The sequence below is a fragment of the Acidovorax sp. SUPP1855 genome, from assembly GCF_030158955.1.
GTDB lineage: Bacteria > Pseudomonadota > Gammaproteobacteria > Burkholderiales > Burkholderiaceae_C > Paracidovorax.
The window spans coordinates 137,318-157,326 of sequence record NZ_BQXI01000002.1 but is presented as its reverse complement, the minus strand read 5'-3'; the positions used below and the strand labels follow the sequence as shown (position 1 = coordinate 157,326).

16 protein-coding genes are annotated in these 20,009 nt (G+C 68.6%); 10 read left to right on the top strand and 6 right to left on the bottom strand.

From position 1 onward, the window contains the following. Positions 1–15: 15 nt before the first annotated feature. Positions 16–1,737, bottom strand: coding sequence for an MFS transporter (locus AVMA1855_RS02400; RefSeq protein WP_284400744.1), 1,722 nt, complete (start codon positions 1,735–1,737; stop codon positions 16–18). Positions 1,738–1,874: 137 nt separating this feature from the next. Continuing rightward, on the bottom strand, positions 1,875–2,375 hold the full coding sequence (locus tag AVMA1855_RS02395) for an Lrp/AsnC family transcriptional regulator (RefSeq protein ID WP_284424452.1): 501 nt from the start codon (positions 2,373–2,375) through the stop codon (positions 1,875–1,877). A gap of 182 nt (positions 2,376–2,557) precedes the next feature. Between AVMA1855_RS02395 and AVMA1855_RS02390 the strand changes: the two genes are divergently transcribed. The 6 genes from AVMA1855_RS02390 (at position 2,558) to AVMA1855_RS02365 (ending at position 12,215) form a co-directional block, all read left to right on the top strand. After that, on the top strand, positions 2,558–2,716 hold the full coding sequence (locus tag AVMA1855_RS02390) for a hypothetical protein (protein WP_284424451.1): 159 nt from the start codon (positions 2,558–2,560) through the stop codon (positions 2,714–2,716). Then, the gene (locus AVMA1855_RS02385) at positions 2,713–6,285 is read left to right on the top strand and encodes an indolepyruvate ferredoxin oxidoreductase family protein (protein ID WP_284424450.1); all 3,573 of its coding nucleotides are present in this window, start codon (positions 2,713–2,715) and stop codon (positions 6,283–6,285) included. The genes AVMA1855_RS02390 and AVMA1855_RS02385 overlap by 4 nt, the downstream gene beginning before the upstream one ends. 285 nt (positions 6,286–6,570) lie before the next feature. Continuing rightward, positions 6,571–6,906, top strand: coding sequence for a preprotein translocase subunit YajC (gene yajC, locus AVMA1855_RS02380; RefSeq protein WP_284400752.1), 336 nt, complete (start codon positions 6,571–6,573; stop codon positions 6,904–6,906). Between the two features lie 83 nt (positions 6,907–6,989). After that, positions 6,990–8,882, top strand: a complete 1,893-nt coding sequence (secD, locus tag AVMA1855_RS02375) for a protein translocase subunit SecD (RefSeq protein WP_272566597.1) — start codon at positions 6,990–6,992, stop codon at positions 8,880–8,882. 12 nt (positions 8,883–8,894) lie between these two features. After that, on the top strand, positions 8,895–9,848 hold the full coding sequence (gene secF / locus AVMA1855_RS02370; protein ID WP_272566599.1) for a protein translocase subunit SecF: 954 nt from the start codon (positions 8,895–8,897) through the stop codon (positions 9,846–9,848). Positions 9,849–9,884: 36 nt separating this feature from the next. Further along, positions 9,885–12,215: a DUF1631 family protein gene (locus tag AVMA1855_RS02365; RefSeq protein WP_284424449.1), complete on the top strand. Its 2,331-nt coding sequence runs from the start codon at positions 9,885–9,887 to the stop codon at positions 12,213–12,215. 51 nt (positions 12,216–12,266) lie between these two features. Here AVMA1855_RS02365 and recX read toward each other — a convergent pair whose 3' ends face one another. Next, a complete protein-coding gene (recX, locus tag AVMA1855_RS02360; RefSeq protein ID WP_284424448.1) occupies positions 12,267–12,731 on the bottom strand; it encodes a recombination regulator RecX in 465 nt (154 codons plus the stop codon). 77 nt (positions 12,732–12,808) lie between these two features. Continuing rightward, complete coding sequence (gene recA / locus AVMA1855_RS02355) at positions 12,809–13,900, bottom strand: recombinase RecA (RefSeq protein WP_284424447.1); 1,092 nt, start codon at positions 13,898–13,900, stop codon at positions 12,809–12,811. 140 nt (positions 13,901–14,040) lie between these two features. Between recA and AVMA1855_RS02350 the strand changes: the two genes are divergently transcribed. From AVMA1855_RS02350 to AVMA1855_RS02335, 4 genes are all read left to right on the top strand, one after another. Further along, positions 14,041–14,544, top strand: a complete 504-nt coding sequence (locus tag AVMA1855_RS02350; RefSeq protein WP_284424446.1) for a MarR family winged helix-turn-helix transcriptional regulator — start codon at positions 14,041–14,043, stop codon at positions 14,542–14,544. A gap of 128 nt (positions 14,545–14,672) precedes the next feature. Further along, on the top strand, positions 14,673–16,322 hold the full coding sequence (locus AVMA1855_RS02345; RefSeq protein ID WP_284424445.1) for a methyl-accepting chemotaxis protein: 1,650 nt from the start codon (positions 14,673–14,675) through the stop codon (positions 16,320–16,322). 134 nt (positions 16,323–16,456) lie between these two features. After that, complete coding sequence (locus tag AVMA1855_RS02340) at positions 16,457–17,131, top strand: response regulator (protein ID WP_272566607.1); 675 nt, start codon at positions 16,457–16,459, stop codon at positions 17,129–17,131. An 85-nt stretch (positions 17,132–17,216) separates the two neighbouring features. After that, entirely contained in the window at positions 17,217–18,674 is a 1,458-nt protein-coding gene (locus tag AVMA1855_RS02335) for a sensor histidine kinase (protein WP_284400769.1), read from the top strand. Between the two features lie 40 nt (positions 18,675–18,714). Here the strand turns inward: AVMA1855_RS02335 and AVMA1855_RS02330 are convergent, their stop codons facing one another. Both AVMA1855_RS02330 and AVMA1855_RS02325 read right to left on the bottom strand, forming a co-directional pair. Next, entirely contained in the window at positions 18,715–19,062 is a 348-nt protein-coding gene (locus tag AVMA1855_RS02330; RefSeq protein ID WP_284424444.1) for a DUF4148 domain-containing protein, read from the bottom strand. A gap of 230 nt (positions 19,063–19,292) precedes the next feature. Next, complete coding sequence (locus AVMA1855_RS02325) at positions 19,293–19,631, bottom strand: DUF4148 domain-containing protein (protein ID WP_284424443.1); 339 nt, start codon at positions 19,629–19,631, stop codon at positions 19,293–19,295. Positions 19,632–20,009: the final 378 nt, after the last annotated feature.

Below are 20,009 nucleotides of genomic sequence, written 5' to 3'. Positions count from 1 at the left end.
TGAGCCGGTGCGCCCTCAGCGCTCCAGCTCGACCAGGTAGCGCGACACCACCGGCGGCGCCTCGCCCGTGTGGAAGGCCAGCTTGCGGTCGCGCAGCGCCACGTCGGAGGCGGTGACGCGGTCGAAGCGGCGCAGGTGCTCGGTCCACGATTCGTCCACGATGCGCTCCACGTAGCGCGAGGGGTCGGCGATGTCGTGCTGCAGCTGCCAGTCGAGCGCGCCCTGGCGCAGGCGGCTGCGGCGGCTTTCCTGCATCAGCGCCCGGAATTCGGCCGCCCGCGCGGGGTCGATGTGGTATTCGATCGTGACCACCACATGGCCGCGTTCGGGCGTGGTGGGCGCCACCGGCAGCTTGAACGCGGTCGAGGGGCTCAGGTCTTCCTCCATGGTGCGGTCCACCACCCAGCGCTGCACCAGCGCCATGGCGGCGGTGCCGGTGAGCGCGGCCAGCGCCAGGCTCATGTGCACCGTGGTGAGCGAGGCCACCTGGCCCCACAGCGCCGCGCCCGCCGCGGTGGCGCCCATGATGGCCATCTGGTAGATCGACATGCCGCGCGCGCGCACCCAGTTGGGCAGCGCGAGCTGGGCCGACACGCTGAGCGAGTTGGCCGTGGTGATCCACGCCATGCCGCCCAGCACCATGGCGGGCACGGCCACGTACACGTTGGGCGCGATGGCGATCACGGCCGTGGAGGCGGCCTGCAATAGTGCACCGCGCGAGACCAGCGTGTCGCGCGACATGGCCTGGCGCAGGCGCGGCAGGAACAACGCGGCCGCGATGGCGCCGGCGCCCATGGAGGCCAGCAGCAGGGTGAAGGTGCCGGCGCCGCCGCCTTCCAGGTCGCGGGCCACCAGGGGCAGCAGGGCCAGCAGCGCGGTGGCGTGCAAAAAGAAAACCGAGATGCGCCACAGCACGGCGCGCATGCGGGGCGACTCGCGCACGAACTGCACGCCCACGCGCATGGCGCTCGTGAGCCGCTCGCGCCCCAGCGGGCTGGGCACGTGCGTGCGGCGCCAGCGCATGATGGTGAAGCCCGCCACCACCGACAGCAGCGCGTTCAGCACGAACACCCAGGCGCTGCCCACGCTGGCGATGATGGCGCCGGCCAGTAGCGGGCCGATGATGCGCGAGGCGTTCATGGCCACGCCGTTGAGCGCCAGGGCCGCCGGCAGCTGCTGGCGGCTGACCAGCTCCGGCACGATGGCGGCGAACACCGGCCAGCGCATGGCCAGGCCGATGCCGTTGGCGAAGGTCAGGGCGAGCAGCAGCGGCGCCGTCATGCCGCCCATCAGGATGGCCACGCACAGCACCAGCGCCACCACGGCCACCCAGAACTGCGTGGCGATGAAGTAGCGCCGCCGGTCCAGGATGTCGGCCAGCGCGCCGCTGGGCAGGCCCAGCAGGAACACGGGCAGGGTGGAGGCCGTCTGCACCAGCGCCACCAGCACGGGCGAGGTGGTGAGCGTGGTCATGAGCCACGCGGCCGCCACGTCGTTCATCCACATGCAGGTATTGGCGGCCAGCCAGGTGAGCCAGAGCATGCGGAACACGGGCACCTGCAGCGGCGCGAACGGCGAGAGGCTGGCGCGCCGGGCGGCGTCCTGGTCCAGCTGGGCGGCGGCCGCGGCCTCGGCGGTGTGCGCCTGGCCCGCGGCGGCGGTGGCCGGGGGACTGTCGTCCAGGGGCGGGAACGGGGTGGGGCGGGGCGGGCTCTCGTGGGGCGGCAAAGGGGGCATAGATGGTCTCGATTGTGCGCAGTGCGGGCGTTGGGTGCCCAGCGGGGCGCCGACGTCCCGGATGGCGGCGCGGGAAAGCGAGCCGATGGGCTTGAAGTCGAAAAGGCCTCCAGCGCAATCGGTACTAGGGCGTTGCGCTATTGTTTTTGTAGCTTGCTGCCCGCGGGCCCGAGGTGCGCCAGCGGCAGGGCGCCGCTGGCCTTGACCTCGCCCAGCGAGAAGCTGGTGTGCATGTCTTTCACGTTCGGCAGGTTCAGCAGCACATTGCGGGCGAAGTGCGAGAAGCTGTCCAGGTCGCGCGCCACCACCTGCAGCTCGAACGTTCCCGTGCCGCTGATGTAGTGGCAGGCCACCACTTCGGGGATCTGGGCGATGGCGGCCTCCATCTCGCGCGTGAGGCCCCCGGTGCTGCGGTCGGCGTCCAGCCGCACGAAGGCCAGCACGCCCAGCCCGATCTTGTGGCGGTCGATCTCGGCGTGGTAGCCCTTGATGAAGCCCGACTCCTCCAGCGCGCGCACGCGGCGCCAGCACGGCGCGGCCGACAGGCCCACCCGCTGGGCCAGTTCGGCATTGGTCAGCCGGGCATCGGCCTGCAGCTCGCCGAGGATCGCCAGGTCGAATTTGTCCAAAGTGTTCATCCCTGGATTATTTTGCGAAAGATCCTTTCTAAAACGAGGGTAAACACGGCATGAAAACGAAAGGACATATCCGGCCGTCCTGCCTACACTGCCCTGACAAGGCGGTGCGTCCGAGCCCAGGGCGCCCCGCTGAAACCGCGCTCACGAGGCGACGGCCAACGACCCCACTGGAGATTCCCCCGATGAACGCCCCCCTGCCCGAGCCCATTCGCCGCGCCATTGAAACGGTCACGCTGGAAGACAACCCGCAACGCGGGTTGCGCCACAAGTACGTGGGGGGCGGCGCAGCCGCACGCTGCGGATTTGGCTTCGAGCGTGCTGGCGAAGGGGGTGCACTGTGAACGCCCCCCTGCCCGAGCACATCCGCCGCGCGATTGAAACGGTCACGCTCGAAGACAAATACGCCCTAGATCAAGGCCGTGCCTTCATGAGCGGCGTGCAGGCCCTGGTGCGCCTGCCCATGCTGCAGCGCCAGCGCGATGCGATCGCGGGCCTGAACACCGCCGGCTTCATCAGCGGCTACCGCGGCAGCCCGCTGGGCACCTATGACCAGGCGCTGTGGTCGGCCAAGAAGCACCTGGCCAAGAACCACATCGTGTTTCAGCCCGGCGTGAACGAAGAGCTGGGCGCCACCGCCGTGTGGGGCACGCAGCAGCTCGACCTGTACCCCACGACGAAGAAATACGACGGCGTGTTCGGCATCTGGTACGGCAAGGGCCCGGGCGTGGACCGGTGCTCGGACGTGTTCAAGCACGCCAACATGGCCGGCACCTCCAGGCACGGCGGCGTGATCGCCATCGCGGGCGACGACCACATCAGCAAGAGCAGCACCGCGCCCCACCAGAGCGACCACATCTTCAAGGCCTGCGGCCTGCCGGTGTTTTTCCCCAGCAGCGTGCAGGACATCCTGGACATGGGCCTGCACGCCTTCGCCATGAGCCGCTTTTCGGGCGTGTGGTCGGGCATGAAGACCATCCAGGAGGTGGTGGAGTCCTCCAGCAGCATCTCGGTGGACCCGGACCGGGTGAAGATCGTCCTGCCCGAGGACTTCGCCATGCCGCCCGGCGGCCTGCACATCCGCTGGCCTGACGCGCCGCTGGAGCAGGAGGCGCGCCTCATGGACTACAAGTGGTATGCGGCGCTGGCGTACATCCGCGCCAACAAGCTGAACTACAACGTGATCCAGGGCCCGCAGGACCGCTTCGGCATCATCGCGAGCGGCAAGGCGTACAACGACACGCGCCAGGCGCTCATCGACCTGGGGCTGGAGGACGACGTCTGCCGCCAGCTGGGCATCCGCCTGCACAAGGTGAACGTGGTGTGGCCGCTGGAGGCCACCATCACCCGCGACTTCGCGCAAGGGCTGCAGGAGATCCTGGTGGTGGAGGAAAAGCGCCAGGTCATCGAATACCAGATCAAGGAAGAGCTCTACAACTGGCGTGCCGACGTGCGCCCCAATGTGCTGGGCAAGTTCGACGAGGTGGAGGGCGACAACTCCGGCGGCGAGTGGAGCATGCCCAACCCGAGCCAGAACTGGCTGCTGCGCCCCAAGGCGGACCTCACGCCCGCCATCATCGCGCGCGCCATCGCCAAACGCCTCAAAAAGCTGGGCGTGCCGGCCGACATCGTGGCCCGCATGGACGCCCGCCTGTCGGTGATCGATGCGCGCGAGCGCGGCCTGGCCGAATCCAAGGTGGACACGGGCGACCGCACGCCGTGGTTCTGCAGCGGCTGCCCGCACAACACCAGCACCCGCGTGCCCGAAGGCTCGCGCGCGGTGGCCGGCATCGGCTGCCACTACATGGTCAACTGGATGCCCGACCGCAACACGTCCACCTTCACGCAGATGGGCGGCGAGGGCGTGACCTGGGTGGGCCAGCAGCCCTTCACCACGGAAAAGCACGTGTTCGCCAACCTGGGCGACGGCACCTACTTCCACAGCGGGCTGCTGGCCATCCGCCAGAGCATCGCGGCGGGCACCAACATCACCTACAAGGTGCTCTACAACGACGCCGTCGCCATGACGGGCGGCCAGCAGGTGGGCGAGCGGCCCGAGGGGCACTCGGTGCTGCAGATCATGGCCAGCCTGAAGGCCGAGGGCATCGCCAGGCTGGTGATCGTGACCGACGAGCCGGCCAAGTACGACGGCGTGGCGCTGGCCGAGGGCGTGACGGTGCACCACCGCGACGAGCTGGACCGGATCCAGCGCGAGTTCCGCGAGATCCCCGGCTGCACGGCCATCATCTACGACCAGACCTGCGCGACCGAAAAGCGCCGCCGCAGGAAGCGCGGCACCCTGGCCACGCCCAACAAGACCGTGGTCATCAACGAGCTGGTGTGCGAGGGCTGCGGCGACTGCTCGGTGCAATCGAACTGCCTGTCGGTGGAGCCGCTGGAGACCGAGTTTGGCCGCAAGCGCCGCATCAACCAGAGCACCTGCAACAAGGACTACTCGTGCGTGAAGGGCTTTTGCCCGAGCTTCGTCACCGTCGAGGGCGGCACGCTGAAAAAACCCAAGAAGGAAAAGAAGGGCGACCTCTCCGCGATGCCCCCCATTCCCGAGCCGGTGCTGCCCGTGGCCGAGAGCGCCTGGGGCATCGTCGTGGCCGGCGTGGGCGGCACGGGCGTGATCACCATCGGCTCGCTGCTGGGCATGGCGGCGCACCTGGAAGGCAAGGGCGTCATCACGCAGGACGCGGCGGGCCTGGCGCAAAAGGGCGGCGCGACCTGGAGCCACATCCAGATCGCCAACCGGCCGGACGCCATCTACACCACCAAGGTGGACACGGCCAAGGCCGACCTCATCATCGGCTGCGACTCCATCGTCGCCTCGCACAAGACCACCATGGCCGCGATGCAGCCGGGCCGCACCTTCGTGGCGCTCAACACCCACGGCTCGCCCACCGCGTCGTTCGTGCACAACCCCGACTGGCAGTTTCCGGGCACTGATTGCGACACGGCCATCGCCTCCGCCGTGGGCGAGGACCTGCTGGCCAGCTTCGATGCCGAGGAGGTCGCCATGCAGATGCTGGGCGACAGCATCTACACCAACCCCCTGATGCTGGGCTACACCTGGCAAAAGGGCCGCGTGCCGCTGTCGCATGCCGCGCTCATGCGCGCCATGGAACTGAACGGCGTGCAGGTGGACAACAACAAGGCCGCCTTCGAATGGGGCCGCCGCTGCGCGCACGACCTGGCCGCGGTGCAGGCCCTGTTCAAGGCCGCGCAGGTGATCCAGTTCGTCAAGAAGCCGGGCCTGGCGGAAGTGGTGGCCAAGCGCGAGCAGTTCCTCACGGGCTACCAGAACGCGGCCTATGCGGCCGAGTACAAGGCCTTCGTGGAGAAGGTGCAGGCCGCCGAGGCGCGCACGGGCGGCAAGGGCACGCGTCTGTCCGAGGCCGTGGCCCGCTACCTGTTCAAGCTCATGGCGTACAAGGACGAGTACGAGGTCGCGCGCCTGCACACCGACGCGGCGTTCACCGCCAAGATCGAGGGCATGTTCGAAGGCGACTACAAGCTGGTGCACCATCTGGCGCCCCCGCTGACCGCGAAGAAGAACGACAAGGGCGAACTGCTCAAGCAGCCCTTCGGCCCGTGGATGCGCAAGGCCTTCGGCGTGCTCGCCAGGCTCAAGGGCCTGCGTGGCACGGCGCTCGATCCGTTCGGCCGCACCGAGGAGCGCCGCACCGAGCGCGCCCTGATCGCCGAGTACCGCGCCTGCATCGACGAGCTGCTGACCGGCCTGACCGCCGACAACCTGCCGCTGGCCGCCGACATCGCCCGCATTCCCGAGGACATCCGGGGCTACGGCCACGTGAAGGAGCGCCACCTGAAGGCCGCCCGCGCCAAGTGGGCGGTGCTGATGAACCAGTGGCGCCACCCGCAGGAGGTGCTGCGCCAGACGGCCTGAGGGGGCGAGAGCCCCTTTCCCCGGCATGTGAGGGGGAAATAAGGTGCTATTGAAAATATAGCAATATGCCCTAGTGGTTATTGTGCTGAGCGGTGTTTTCATGCCCCATCGAAGGCCGGCCCTTGGGCCGGCCTTGCCACGCCAAGACCCCCGCGGACGCGGGTTTTGGCATGGGCTTTGCCAGGGGGCGCCGCATACAATCGCCTGTTGCCCTCCCGGCTGGCGCTGCGTCGCGCCGTGGGCGGGTGTCTGAAACGACCATCCATTTGAATGGAGCCTGTTGCCGTGTTTATCTCTTCCGCTTTCGCCCAGACCGCCCCTGCCGCCGCCGCCGGTGGCAGCGACATCATGTCCTCCCTGACGGGCATGCTCCCGCTGGTGCTGATGTTCGTGGTCCTGTACTTCGTCATGATCCGCCCCCAGATGAAGCGCCAGAAAGAGCATCGCAACATGATCGAGGCCATCGCCAAGGGCGATGAGGTGGCCACCGCCGGCGGCATCGTCGGCCGGGTCACGCGCCTGTCCGAAGGCTTCCTGCACATCGAGATCGCCTCCGGCGTGGAAGTGCAGATCCAGCGCAGCGCCGTGGCGCAGGTCCTGCCCAAGGGCACGGTCAAGTAAGTCCAAGCGATGGCGCGAGCCGTTCCGATCTGGCGGCCGGCCCTGCGGGCCTGTGCCGCGACCTGAGAGTTAAGAGCGCGATCATGAACCGTTACCCGGTCTGGAAGTACGCGATCCTCGTGATCGCGCTGCTGGTGGGGGCCCTGTACACCCTGCCCAATTTCTTTGGCGAGGCCCCTGCCGTGCAGGTGTCGTCGGCCAAGGCGACGCTGAAGGTCGATGCCGCCGTGCAGCGCCGCGTCGAAGAGGCCCTGAAGGCTGCGGGCGTCGTGCCCGATGCCGTGAGCTTCGATGGCAATTCGGTGCGCGCGCGCTTCGACTCGCCTGACAGCCAGCTCAAGGCCAAGGACGCGATCCAGAAGGCCCTGGTGCCCGATCCGGCCGATCCGCCGTACATCGTCGCGCTGAACCTCGTCTCGCGCTCCCCCGACTGGCTCAGCGCGCTGCATGCGCGCCCCATGTACCTGGGGCTGGACCTGCGCGGCGGCGTGCACTTCATGCTGCAGGTGGACATGCAGGCGGCCCTCACCAAGAAGGCCGAATCGCTCGCCGGCGACCTGCGCACCACGCTGCGCGACAAGAACATCCGCCACGGCGGCATCAGCCGCGACGGCCAGGCGGTGGACATCCGCCTGCGCGACGAGGCGACCGCCACGGCCACGCGCAACGTGATCACCGACCAGTTCCCCGACCTGGTGGCCACCAGCAGCCCCGACGGCCAGGGCGTGCGCGTGCGCGCCACCATCAAGCCCGAGGCGCTGCGCAAGGTGCAGGACCAGGCGCTCAAGCAGAACATGACCACGCTGCACAACCGGATCAACGAACTCGGCGTGGCCGAGCCCGTGATCCAGCAGCAGGGCCTGGACCGCATCGTGGTGCAGCTGCCCGGCGTGCAGGACACCGCCAAGGCCAAGGACATCCTGGGCCGCACGGCCACGCTGGAAGTGCGCATGGTCGACGAAAGCGCCGAGGCGCGCTCGGCCGAGCTGGGCTCCGGCCCCGTGCCCTTCGGCGACGAAAAGTACCTGGACCGCAACGGTCAGTCCATCATCGTCAAGAAGCAGGTCATCCTCACGGGCGAGAACCTCACCGACGCGCAGCCCGGCTTCGACGGCCAGACGCAGGAGCCCACGGTCAACCTCACGCTCGACGCCAAGGGCGCCCGCATCTTCAAGGACATCACCCGCGAGAACGTGGGCAAGCGCATGGCCATCGTTCTGTTCGAAAAGGGCAAGGGCGAAGTGGTCACGGCCCCCGTGATCCGCAGCGAGATCAGTGGCGGCCGGGTGCAGATCTCCGGGCGCATGACCACGGCCGAGGCCAACGACACCTCGCTGCTGCTGCGCGCCGGCTCGCTGGCCGCGCCCATGGACATCATCGAGGAGTACACCATCGGCCCGAGCCTGGGCGCCGACAACATCGAGCGCGGCATCCACAGCGTGGTGTGGGGCTTCGTGGCGATCTCGGTCTTCATGTGCATCTACTACGCGCTGTTCGGCGTGATCTCGTCCATCGCGCTGTCGGTGAACGTGCTGATGCTGCTGGCCATCCTGTCGATGCTGCAGGCCACCCTGACCCTGCCCGGCATCGCCGCCATGGCGCTGGCGCTGGGCGTGGCCATCGACTCCAATGTGCTGATCAACGAGCGCATCCGCGAGGAACTGCGCGCCGGCGTGTCGCCGCAGGCGGCCATCCACGCGGGCTACGAGCGCGCCTGGGCGACGATTCTCGACTCGAACGTGACCACGCTGATCGCAGGTCTCGCGCTGCTGGCCTTCGGCTCCGGCCCGGTGCGCGGCTTCGCCGTGGTGCACTGCATCGGCATCCTGACCAGCATGTTCTCGGCCGTGTTCTTCTCGCGCGGCCTGGTCAACCTCTGGTATGGCCGCAAGAAGAAGCTCAAGAGCGTGTCCATCGGACAGGTGTGGAAGCCCGAACCCGACAGCACCACGTCCGCCGTGGTCAAGTCCAACTGAAGGAGAGGGACCATGGAATTCTTCCGCATCCGAAAAGATATCCCGTTCATGAAGTACGCGTTGGTTCTCAACGCGATCTCCTTCATCACCTTCGCGCTGGCCGTGTTCTTCCTGATCACGCGGGGCCTGCACCTGTCGGTGGAGTTCACCGGTGGCACGGTCATGGAAGTGGCCTATACGCAGAGCGCCGACATCGGCAAGGTCCGCAGCACTGTGTCCGGCCTGGGTTACTCCGACGTGACCGTGCAGAACTTCGGCACGGCGCGCGACGTGATGATCCGCCTGCCGGTGCAAAAGGGCGTGACCTCCGCGCAGCAAAGCGAGCAGGTCCTGGGCGCCCTCAAGGCGGCCGACCCCGACGTCACGCTGCGCCGCACCGAGTTCGTGGGCCCGCAGGTGGGCGAGGAACTGGTGCACGGCGGCCTGATGGCACTGGGCATGGTGGTGATCGGCATCGTGATCTACTTGGCGTTCCGCTTCGAGTGGAAGTTCGGCGTGGCGGCGGTGATCGCCAACCTGCACGACGTGGTGATCATCCTGGGCTTCTTCGCGTTCTTCCAGTGGGAGTTCTCGCTGGCGGTGCTGGCGGGGGTGCTGGCCGTGCTGGGCTACTCGGTGAACGAGTCGGTCGTGATCTTCGACCGGATCCGCGAGGCCTTCCGCAAGTACCGCAAGATGAGCACGCACGAGGTCATCGACCACGCGATCACCAGCACCATGAGCCGCACGATCATCACCCATGCCTCCACGGAGGCCGTGGTGCTGTCGATGTTCTTCTTCGGCGGCCCCAGCCTGCACTACTTCGCGCTGGCGCTGACCATCGGGATTCTGTTCGGCATCTATTCGTCGGTGTTCGTGGCCGCCGCCATCGCCATGTGGCTGGGCGTCAAGCGCGAAGACCTGGTGAAGGCGCCGCCCAAGAAGGACGGCGACCCGAACGATCCGAACGCCGGCGCAGCGGTCTGACCGCGACGCCCCGGGGCGCCCCATAATCGACGGCGTATGGAAGAACTCCGCCCCCCCACCGCGCCCCGGCGCCTGGCCCGCCTGGCCCGGCAGCGGTTCGTGGAGGGTCTGGTGGCGGGGCTGCCCGGCCTCGACAACGAACTGCAGGATTTCCTGACTCAGCTCATGGGCCTGACGGCCACGCAGCGCGAGATGCAGACGCGCCGCGACCTGTGGATGCGCTACCAGCAGCGCCACCAGGCCTGGATCGGCGGCTGCACCCGCGCCCTGTCCGATGCCATGCTGCCCCTGGTCAGCACCACCCGGGGGGCGCTGCCCGCCGGGGGCGGGTTCGAACTGCTCAGCGACGACGTCGTCGAGAACCAGATCATCGCCTCGCGCATAGCGCTCACGGTGATGGAGCACACGGGCAACGCCTTCGACACCCTGCGGCAGTTCATTCAGCACCTGGAAGGCCAGGAGCTGGACGGCCGCGACATCCTGCGCCCCGAAACGGTCTGCCTGCTGTTCGTCGACCAGTGGGTCGAGGCCGGCATGGAGCGGGGCGACCTGCAGACCGCCATCGACCCACTGCAGCGCCAGCTGGGCGAGCTGGTCTTGCGCGAATACCAGGCCGTCAACGCGTTCTGCACCGAGCAGGGCGTGAAGCCCGACAACGACCTGCGCTCCAAGGTGCGCCGCACGGCGGGGGGCTCGTCCTCCCCCGCGGGCCTGGCGTCGCAGGCCCTGCAGCAATCGGCCCAGGCCTTCGCCCGGGAGTCCGCCCAGGCGAGCATGCACGGCATGCCGTCCCAGGGCGGCATGCCGGCGCCCGGGCGCATGGGCGCGCAGGGAACGGCCTTCGGTGCCGGCATGCAAGCGTTCATGACGCCGCTGGCGCGCGCGCGCCAGCGGGCCCAGGGCGTGATGGGCCAGTTGCGCCGCCTGCTGGTGCAGCCCGCCACGGGCTTCGACATGGTGAACGCGCCGCCGGCCTCCGCCGCGCTGGCGCAGGCCCTGTCGGCCCACCGGGCGCAGGCGCAGACGTACTACAGCGGCGTGGCCACGCTGGTCGAGGACTACAGCCCGGCCGCCGTGGTGCAGCTGGTGGGCGCGGTGCGCGAGCGGTCCACCGAACTGAAGGCCAAGGCCTCCACCCCCGGCGAAAAAGCCATCATCGAGGTGGTGGCGCTGATGTTCCAGAGCATCCTGAGCGAAGACCGCATTCCGCCGGCCGTGCGCGTGTGGTTCGCGCGGCTGCAGGTGCCGGTGCTGCGCGTGGCGCTGGCCGAACCCGAATTCTTCAGCGACGTCGCCCACCCGGCACGCCGCCTGATCGACCGCCTGGGCGGCGTGGTGATGGGGTTCGACGCCACCGCCATCAACGGCAGCGCGCTGGAGGGTGAGATCCGCCGCGTGGTGCAGGTGATCGAGCAGTACCCCGAAACCGGGCAGCGCGTGTTCCAGCTCGTCTATGACGAGTTCGAGAAATTCCTGGCCAAGTTCCTCACGGCCAAGCAGGCCACCTCCAAGCTCGTCAGCGTGGCGCAGCAGGTGGAGCAGCGCGAGACGCTGGCCATCCAGTACACGATCGAGCTGCGCACCATGCTGCGGGACATGCCGGTGCGCGAGGAGATCCGCGATTTCCTCTTCAAGACCTGGGCCGAGGTGCTGGCCATGTCGGCGGTGCGCGACGGCGCGCAGCACCCGGACACCGTCGCGCTCAAGCGCACCGCGGCCGACTTGGTCTGGGCCGCCAGCGCCAAGCCCCACCGGGCGGATCGCGCCAAGGTCATCCAGAGCCTGCCGCCGCTGCTGCAGCACCTGCGCCAGGGCCTGGCGCTGCTCGGCGTGAACGGGCCGGAGCAGGATGCGCAGGTGAAGGTGCTGACCGACACGCTGGCCGATGCCTTCCTGTCCAAGACGGCCTCGATCCCGCAGGCGCACATCGATGCGATGGCGCGCCGCCTGGCCAATCTGGAGGACTACATCAGCGATGCGACGCTGGGCGAAATGCCGCTCAACGCCGACAACATCGAACTGATGCTGGGCATCGATGCCTCGTCCATCCACGTGATCGCCGACAACGGCGCGCCCGTGGAGCCGGGCATGGTGGCCTGGGCGCAGGAGCTGCAGCCCGGCGCCTGGTTCACGCTGGACCACAACGGCGCGTCGGCGCAGGTGCAGTACGTGTGGCAAAGCCAGCGCAAGCAGCTGCACCTGTTCGCCGCGCCCGATGGCAGCAGCTACCTGCTGCAGCTCAAGCGCCTGGGCGCCTACCTGCAGTCCGGCCTGCTGGTGGCGCAGGAAGAGGAAGCGCTCACGATGCGGGCCACGCGCGACGCGCTGGCCAAGATCGACGCCAACCCGGAACGGCTGCTGGACTGAGCCGGCCGGCCTCGCGGGCCCAGGATCGGCACGGGCCCGGAATCAGCGCCATCAATCGCCGTCGTCGTCCCCGCTGCCGTCGCCCCGCACCACGCGGCGCACGATGTCGCCGGCAAAGCCCCGCGCGGCCATGAAGCGCATCTGGCGCGCGCGCTCCTGCGGCGTCTCGCCCGGGGCGCCGAAGCGCTGGCGCCACACGGCCTGTGCGCGCTCCAGTTCGGTGGCGCGAAGGCGCTCTGCGGTGGCGCGCACCAGGGCGTCGTCCAGCCCCTTGCCGCGCAACTCCTGCACCAGGCGCTGCGTGCCCAGGCGGGCGGCGCGGCGGTTCACCACCGAATCGGCCACCCGCTGCGCGCTGATGAAATCCTTGGCCTGCAGGTCGTCGAGCACGGCGTTCAGGTCGTCGCCCTCCTGCACGTGGCGGGCGAGCTTGGTGGCCAGTTCGGCGCGGGAGTGTTCGCGCTGTGCCAGCAGGCGCAGCGCCCGGCCCTTGAGCGAAAGCGTCGCAAATCCCATGATGCTATGAAAGTGGAAGCGTCCAGCGCCTGTCAATCAAGCGCTGGAGCCGGGCATGGCCTGCAATCGGCCAGGGCTTACTTCTCGGCCGCTTCCTTGGCCGGGGCGGCGGCGGGGGCTTCCAGGTTGGCGGGCAGCAGGGCGATGCCCAGGCTCTCGCGCACCTTGTTCTCGATCTCGCGGGCGAGGTCGGCGTTCTCGCGCAGGAACTCCCGCGAGTTGTCGCGGCCCTGGCCGATCTTCTCGCCGTTGTAGGCGTACCAGGCGCCGCTCTTTTCGATGATCTTCGCGTTCACGCCCATGTCGATGATCTCGCCCTCGCGGCTGATGCCCTCGCCGAACAGGATGTCGAACTCGGCCGTCTTGAACGGCGGGCTGACCTTGTTCTTCACGACCTTGACCTTGGTTTCGTTGCCCACGGCCTCGTCGCCCTTCTTGATCGTGCCGGTGCGGCGGATGTCCAGGCGCACCGAGGCGTAGAACTTGAGCGCGTTGCCGCCCGTGGTGGTTTCGGGGCTGCCGAACATCACGCCGATCTTCATGCGGATCTGGTTGATGAAGATGACCATGCAGTTGGTCTTCTTGATGGTGGCGGTGAGCTTGCGCAGCGCCTGGCTCATCAGGCGGGCCTGCAGGCCGGGCAGGGCATCGCCCATTTCGCCCTCGATTTCGGCCTTGGGGGTGAGCGCGGCGACCGAGTCGATCACGATCAGGTCCACGGCGCCCGAGCGCACGAGGCTGTCCACGATCTCCAGGGCCTGCTCGCCGGTGTCGGGCTGGCTGATCAGCAGATCGGACAGCTGCACGCCGAGCTTCTGGGCGTATTGCACGTCGAGCGCGTGTTCGGCATCGACGAAGGCGCACTGGCCGCCCTGCTTTTGCATCTCGGCGATCACCTGCAGCGTGAGCGTGGTCTTGCCGGACGATTCCGGGCCGTAGATCTCGACCACGCGGCCGCGGGGCAGGCCGCCCACGCCCAGCGCGATATCCAGGCCCAGCGAGCCGGTGGAGACGACCTGGATGTCCTCGATCACCTCGCCTTCGCCCAGGCGCATGATCGTGCCCTTGCCGAACTGCTTCTCGATCTGGGCCAGCGCGGCCTGGAGGGCCTTGGCCTTTTCGGTGTTGACGGGCTGGGCGGGGTGGGTCCCCTTGACGGCGAAGTCCATGGAAAGTCCTTGAAAAACAATGGGTTGGGGTGTCTCTGTCCGGCTGTGGGTAGTCACAGGCTGGATGCTTGAACAGTAGTTTATGCGAGCTGTCTTGGCGCGTAAACGGTGTTTTAAGTCAGTTTCCCTGACAATATGCCATGGCCGAAACCCCACCCTTTCCCCCCCTCGACGACGGCTGGCGCCAGACCCACCTGGGCCGCCTGCTCGGGCATGCCATGCGCCGGTTCGATGCCCGGGTGCTCGAACTCATGGCCCACAACGTGGAAGTGCCGCTGGCGCTTTCCAACCTCGCCGCGCGCGATCAGGTGAGTGCGGCGCACGTCCACATCACGCGCCACCTTTCGCTGGATGGCGACCGGCTGACCGATCTGGCGCAGCGGGCCGGCATGACTAAGCAGTCGATGGCCGATCTGGTGGACCAGTGCGCCGCCTGGGGCCTGGTGGTGCGGGAACCGGACCCACGCGATGCCCGGGCGCGCCGGGTCTGCTTCACCGCTGCGGGCCTGGCGTGGCTGCAGGCGTTCCGCGATGCGGTAGCGCAGGCGGAGGCGGAATTCCGCATGGAGGTGGGCGACGAGGTCGCCACGGTGGTTGCGATCGGGCTGGAAGCGTACGCGGGGGGTGACGGGCTGTCGGCTTGAAAGCTGCAAAAATGATAAGTGCGACATCTCATTTTTGTCATTTTTTGCGTCGCGGAACTGGTTTTTAAGCCTGTTCTAAGGTGTCTAAATGTTAATCGAGATACCAAACGCAATAGATGGTCTTTATCATGAACCTGCACAACCTCCGCATCGGCGCCAAGCTGGCGCTCGCCTTCAGCATCACCACGCTGATCACCGTCGCCCTGGCCTGGATGGCCTGGGGCCAGATGCTCCGCATCAACGCCAGCGCCGAAGACCTGGCCACCAACTGGCTTCCCAGCATCGAGGCCATCGCCAACGTGCGCATCGCCGCCAACCGCCTGCGGCGCACAGAGAGCGAGGCCTTCCTGCCGACGGACCAGGGCAACCTGAACAAGCTCAAGGAAGAACTCAAGGTGCGGCGCCAGCAACTGGTGGAGGCCGAGGCCGTGTATGCGGCACTGGTCAATCCGGGCGAAGAGCGCAAGGGCTACGAGGCCTATCAGGCCCAGCGCGACCAGTACCTCGCGGTGCAGCGCCGCATGCTGGACCAGCCACTGCAGGCGCACGATGAAACGCTGCGGATCTTCTTCACCGATTCGGAAAAGGGCTTCGATGCCATGGCGTCCACGCTGGGCGAACTGGCCCGCGTGAATCGCCGCGGCGGTGACTCTGCGCACGACGATGCGGTGGCCACGTTCCACCGTGCGCAGGCCACGCTGCTGGCCCTGCTGATCGCTGCGGTGGCGATCGCCTCGGTGCTGGCCTGGTGGATCACGCGGCACATCACGCGGCCGCTGGCCTCGGCCGTCGGAGTGGCGCGGGGCGTGGCCGCCGGCGACCTGACGATGGACATCGCCGTGCACGGCAAGGACGAATCCGCGCAGCTGATGCAGGCCCTGAGCGACATGCGCGCCAGCCTGGCGAGCGTGGTCGGTGCCGTCCACGGCAGCGCCGAGGGCGTGGCCACGGCCAGCTCGCAGATCGAGCAGGGCAACCAGGACCTGTCGGCCCGCACCGAACAACAGGCCTCGGCCCTGGAAGAGACCGCCGCGTCCATGGAGGAGCTGAGCTCCACCGTGCGCCAGAACGCCGACGGCGCCCAAAAGGCCAGCCAGCTGGCGGCGGACGCGTCCACGGTGGCGCAGCGCAGCGGCGACGCGGTGGAGGTGATGGTGGAGACGATGAAGAGCATCGACGCCGCCTCCCAGCGCATCGCCGACATCATCGGCGTGGTGGACGGCATCGCGTTCCAGACCAACATCCTGGCGCTGAACGCTGCGGTGGAAGCCGCCCGCGCCGGCGAACAAGGCCGCGGCTTCGCGGTGGTGGCCTCCGAGGTGCGCACGCTGGCCCAGCGCAGCGCCGATGCGGCCAAGGAGATCAAGGGCTTGATCGCCACGAGCGTGGAGCGTGTCGGCGAGGGCTCGGCGCAGGCCAACCGCGCTGGCGACACGATGAAGGAAGTGGTGCAGTCCATCCAGCGCGTCGCCACCATCGTGGCGGAGATGAGCATCGCCACGCGCGAGCAGAGCGAAGGCATCGGCCAGGTGGGCGAGGCCGTGGCGCAGATGGACCAGGTCACGCAGCAAAACGCCGCGCTGGTCGAGGAAAGCGCGGCGGCGGCATCGAGCCTGAAGTCGCAGGCCGAGCAACTGGTCGATGCGGTGTCGGTCTTCAAGATCGCCGGGGCGCATACGGCGGCCGCCGCGTCTTCGGTAGCGGCCCGCGCGCGGTCGGTGCCGCAGCCGGCCGGGCGCCTCGCCGCCCACGGCCGCACGCTGCCCCTGCCGGCTTAGCACCACCTGCGCGGGGAGGGCGCGGCGCGGGATTTCCCCCACGCGCTCCCCCGCCGCCTGGCGGGGCGGGCCTCTAGAATCGGTCTCCAATGCAGCGGCCCCGCCACCGGCCGCGCTCCCAGGAGACAACCCCCATGCGCATCCTCATTGCCGAAGACGACCAGGTGCTGGCCGACGGGCTGCTGCGCACCCTGCGCGGCTCCGGCGCGGCGGTCGATCACGTGTCCAGCGGCAGCGAAGCCGATGCGGCCCTGATGACCAACCACGCGTTCGACCTGCTGATCCTGGACCTGGGCCTGCCGCGCGTGCACGGGCTGGAAGTGCTCAAGCGCCTGCGCGGACGGGGCTCGGCCCTGCCGGTGCTGATCCTCACCGCCGCGGACAGCGTGGAAGAGCGCGTGAAGGGCCTGGATTTCGGGGCCGACGACTACATGGCCAAGCCCTTCAGCCTGCAGGAGCTCGAGGCGCGCGTGCGCGCCCTCACGCGGCGCGGCATGGGCGGCACGACCAGCGCCATCCGCCACGGCCCGCTGGTGTACGACCAGGCCGGCCGCATGGCCACCATCGACGGCAAGCTGGTGGAGCTGTCGGCGCGCGAACTGGGTCTGCTGGAGGTGCTGCTGCAGCGCGCCGGCCGGCTGGTGTCCAAGGAGCAACTGGTCGAGCGCCTGTGCGAATGGGGCGAAGAGGTGAGCAACAACGCCATCGAGGTGTACATCCACCGCCTGCGCAAGAAGATCGAGCGCGGCCCGATCCGCATCGCCACGGTGCGCGGCCTGGGCTACTGCCTCGAGAAGATCGCCACCTGAATGCTATTGATTTAATAGCGGTATGCCTTAGTGATGATTGCGCTGACGGCCCTTTTGGCTTGAATTCCCCCACCGGCGTCCCGTCTTGAAAATCTTCCAGCGCGAGCAGCGCTCCCTCTTCGGCGAGATCCTGGACTGGATGCTCACGCCGCTCCTGCTGCTGTGGCCCGTGAGCCTGGCGCTTACCTGGCTGGTGGCGCAGGGCCTGGCCAACAAGCCCTTCGACCGCGCGCTGGAGTACAACGCCCACGCCCTGGCGCAACTGGTCACGGTGCAGGGCGACAAGGCGCAGTTCAACCTGCCGCAGCCGGCCAGCGAAATCCTGCGCGCCGACGAATCCGACATCGTTTACTACCAGGTGGTCTCGCCCACGGGCGAGTTCCTATCGGGCGAGCGCGACCTGCCGCGCCCGCCCGCACCCGAGGACGAGCGCCCGCTCTCGGGCGAGGTGCGCCTGCGCGATGCCGAGCTGCGCGGCATCGAGATCCGCGTGGCGTCCATCTGGGTCCGGGTGCCGTTGCCCGGCGCGCCGGCCGCGCTGGTGCAGGTGGCCGAAACGCGCGAAAAGCGCAGCGTGCTGGCCACGGAAATCATCAAGGGCGTGATGCTGCCGCAGTTCGTGATCCTGCCGCTGGCCGTGCTGCTGGTGTGGCTGGCCCTGGCGCGCGGCATCCAGCCCTTGAGCCTGCTGGAGGAGCGCATCCGCGCCCGCAAGCCCGACGACCTTTCGCCGCTCGACCACAAGGCGGTGCCGCTGGAGGTGGCGCCGCTGGTGGATTCGGTGAACGACCTGCTCGGCCGGCTGAGCGATTCGCTGGCCACGCAAAAGCGCTTTCTGGCCGATGCGGCCCACCAGCTCAAGACGCCGCTGGCCGGGCTGCGCATGCAAGCCGACTTGGCGCAGCGCGAAGGCACCAGCACCGAGGAATTGAAGCGATCGCTGCAGCAGATCGGCCGCTCCAGCATCCGCGCCACGCACACGGTGAACCAGCTGCTGGCCCTGGCCCGCGCGGAAGGCAGCGGAACGGCCCTGGCGCGGCAGCCGGTGGACCTGGCGCGGCTGGTGATCGAGGTGGTGCGCGACTGCGTGCCGCGCGCCCTGGACAAGCACATCGACCTGGGGTACGAGGGTGCCGAGCCCGGTGCGCCCGGCGTGTGGATGGAGGGCAATCCCACGCTGCTCAAGGAGCTGGCGCGCAACCTGCTGGACAACGCGATCAACTACACGCCCTCGCGGCCCGGGGCGCCGGGGGTCATCACTGCGCGGGTGCTGGCCGACACCTTCGGCCACGTGCTGCTGCTGCAGGTCGAAGATTCTGGCCCCGGCGTGCCGCTGGCCGAGCGCGAGCTGGTGTTCCGCCCGTTCTACCGCGTGCTGGGCAACGACGCGGACGGCTCGGGCCTGGGCCTGCCGATCGTGCTGGAGATCGCGCGCCAGCACAGCGCCACCGTGCAGCTGGAAGACGCGCACCCCGGCCAGGTGCCGCCGGGCGCCCGGTTCAGCGTGCAGTTTCCCGCCCATCCGCCGCTGCCGGCGGCCTGACCGGCCGCGCGCCGCGGCGTGCCGGGAGCGCGACGCCCGTTCAGTGGCTGGTCTCGCTGGCCGCGGCGCCGGCCACAGGCTGGGCGCCCTGGGCGCGGCGCAGTTCGGCCTGGAAGGCGCTGCCGCTGCGCAGGCGCTGGTATTCGGCCGGGCGCTGCGGGCTGGCTTCGTCCACAGCTTCGGAGCGGTCGCCCTCGTTGGCCTGGCCCAGCCCGGCGCGCTGCCACAGGCGGGTGTCGGCCTCCACCGCAGCACGGGTGAGCGTGCTGCGGGTGGCCACGGGCTCGTCGCCGAAACGGTCTTCCTGCGATGGCGCGGCGTGGGCGGCGGACACCGTGGCGCCGGCGAAGGCGATGGTGGCAATGGCGATCAGGTGCTGGGTGTTCATGGGGTGCGTTCCTTGGGCTTGAAAACAGGGGTGACAAAGGGCAGCGCGGGGTGCCTGCCTGACTGCCAGTTTCGGTGTTTCGCCGGGCCGGGTATGTGCGTAAACGCACAGCGGGAACGCGTTGGTCCAGGGCGGCGTGAAAAGCGCCGCCCATGAAAAAAGCCCCGGTGCTTCGCGCACGGGGGCTCGGGGGTGTGGCGCGCCTTGGGCGCGCCGGGATGCGCGGGGCATCAGTTCATCGTGGTGCTGGAGGCCATGCCGGCGACGTTGTGGCCGCCGCCGACGCGCTGGACTTCGGCCAGGTACTCGGGGCCGCTGCGTTCGCGCTGGTACTGGGCCAGGCGCATCTGGTAGGCGGGATCGGCATCGGGCGTGCGGTCGGCGGCTTCGAACTGGTTCAGGCCGGCGCGGTTCCACAGGTTCAGGTCGGCCACGACTTCAGCGCGGGTCAGTGGCTGGCCTTGCTCGACGGGCTGGGCGCCGAACTGGTCTTCTTGCGACACGGGGGCGGAGGAGGCGGCACCGGCAAAGGCGATGGCGGCGATGGCGATGAGGTGTTTGCGGTTCATGGTAGTGATTCCTTCCTTGGGATCGATTCAACTGGACTGCAGCGCCGGATTGCGTCTGCATGGAAGCCAGTTTGCGCCGCCGGACCCGACAGGTCTGTGCGAAAACGCACAGTTTTGTGTAGGTCTGTCGCCTACCGGTCCGTGCGCCCAGGGCCGCCGCCGCGTCCGACAGGGCCGCGCTTCCGAGGGAAAAATGTCGCACTGCAACATCGCGTTACGCGGGTGGCCGGATCGGAAGCGCTACCGACCTTCTCGCTTGAGCGCTGCGTTGCACGCCGGCCTACTCCTCGTCTCATAGCGCAGTTTGCGCCCTTTGGGCTCATTGACCGGCCCGGACTGTCAGTTCGACGGGCTGCGTTTGTGCAACAGAGCCGGTTT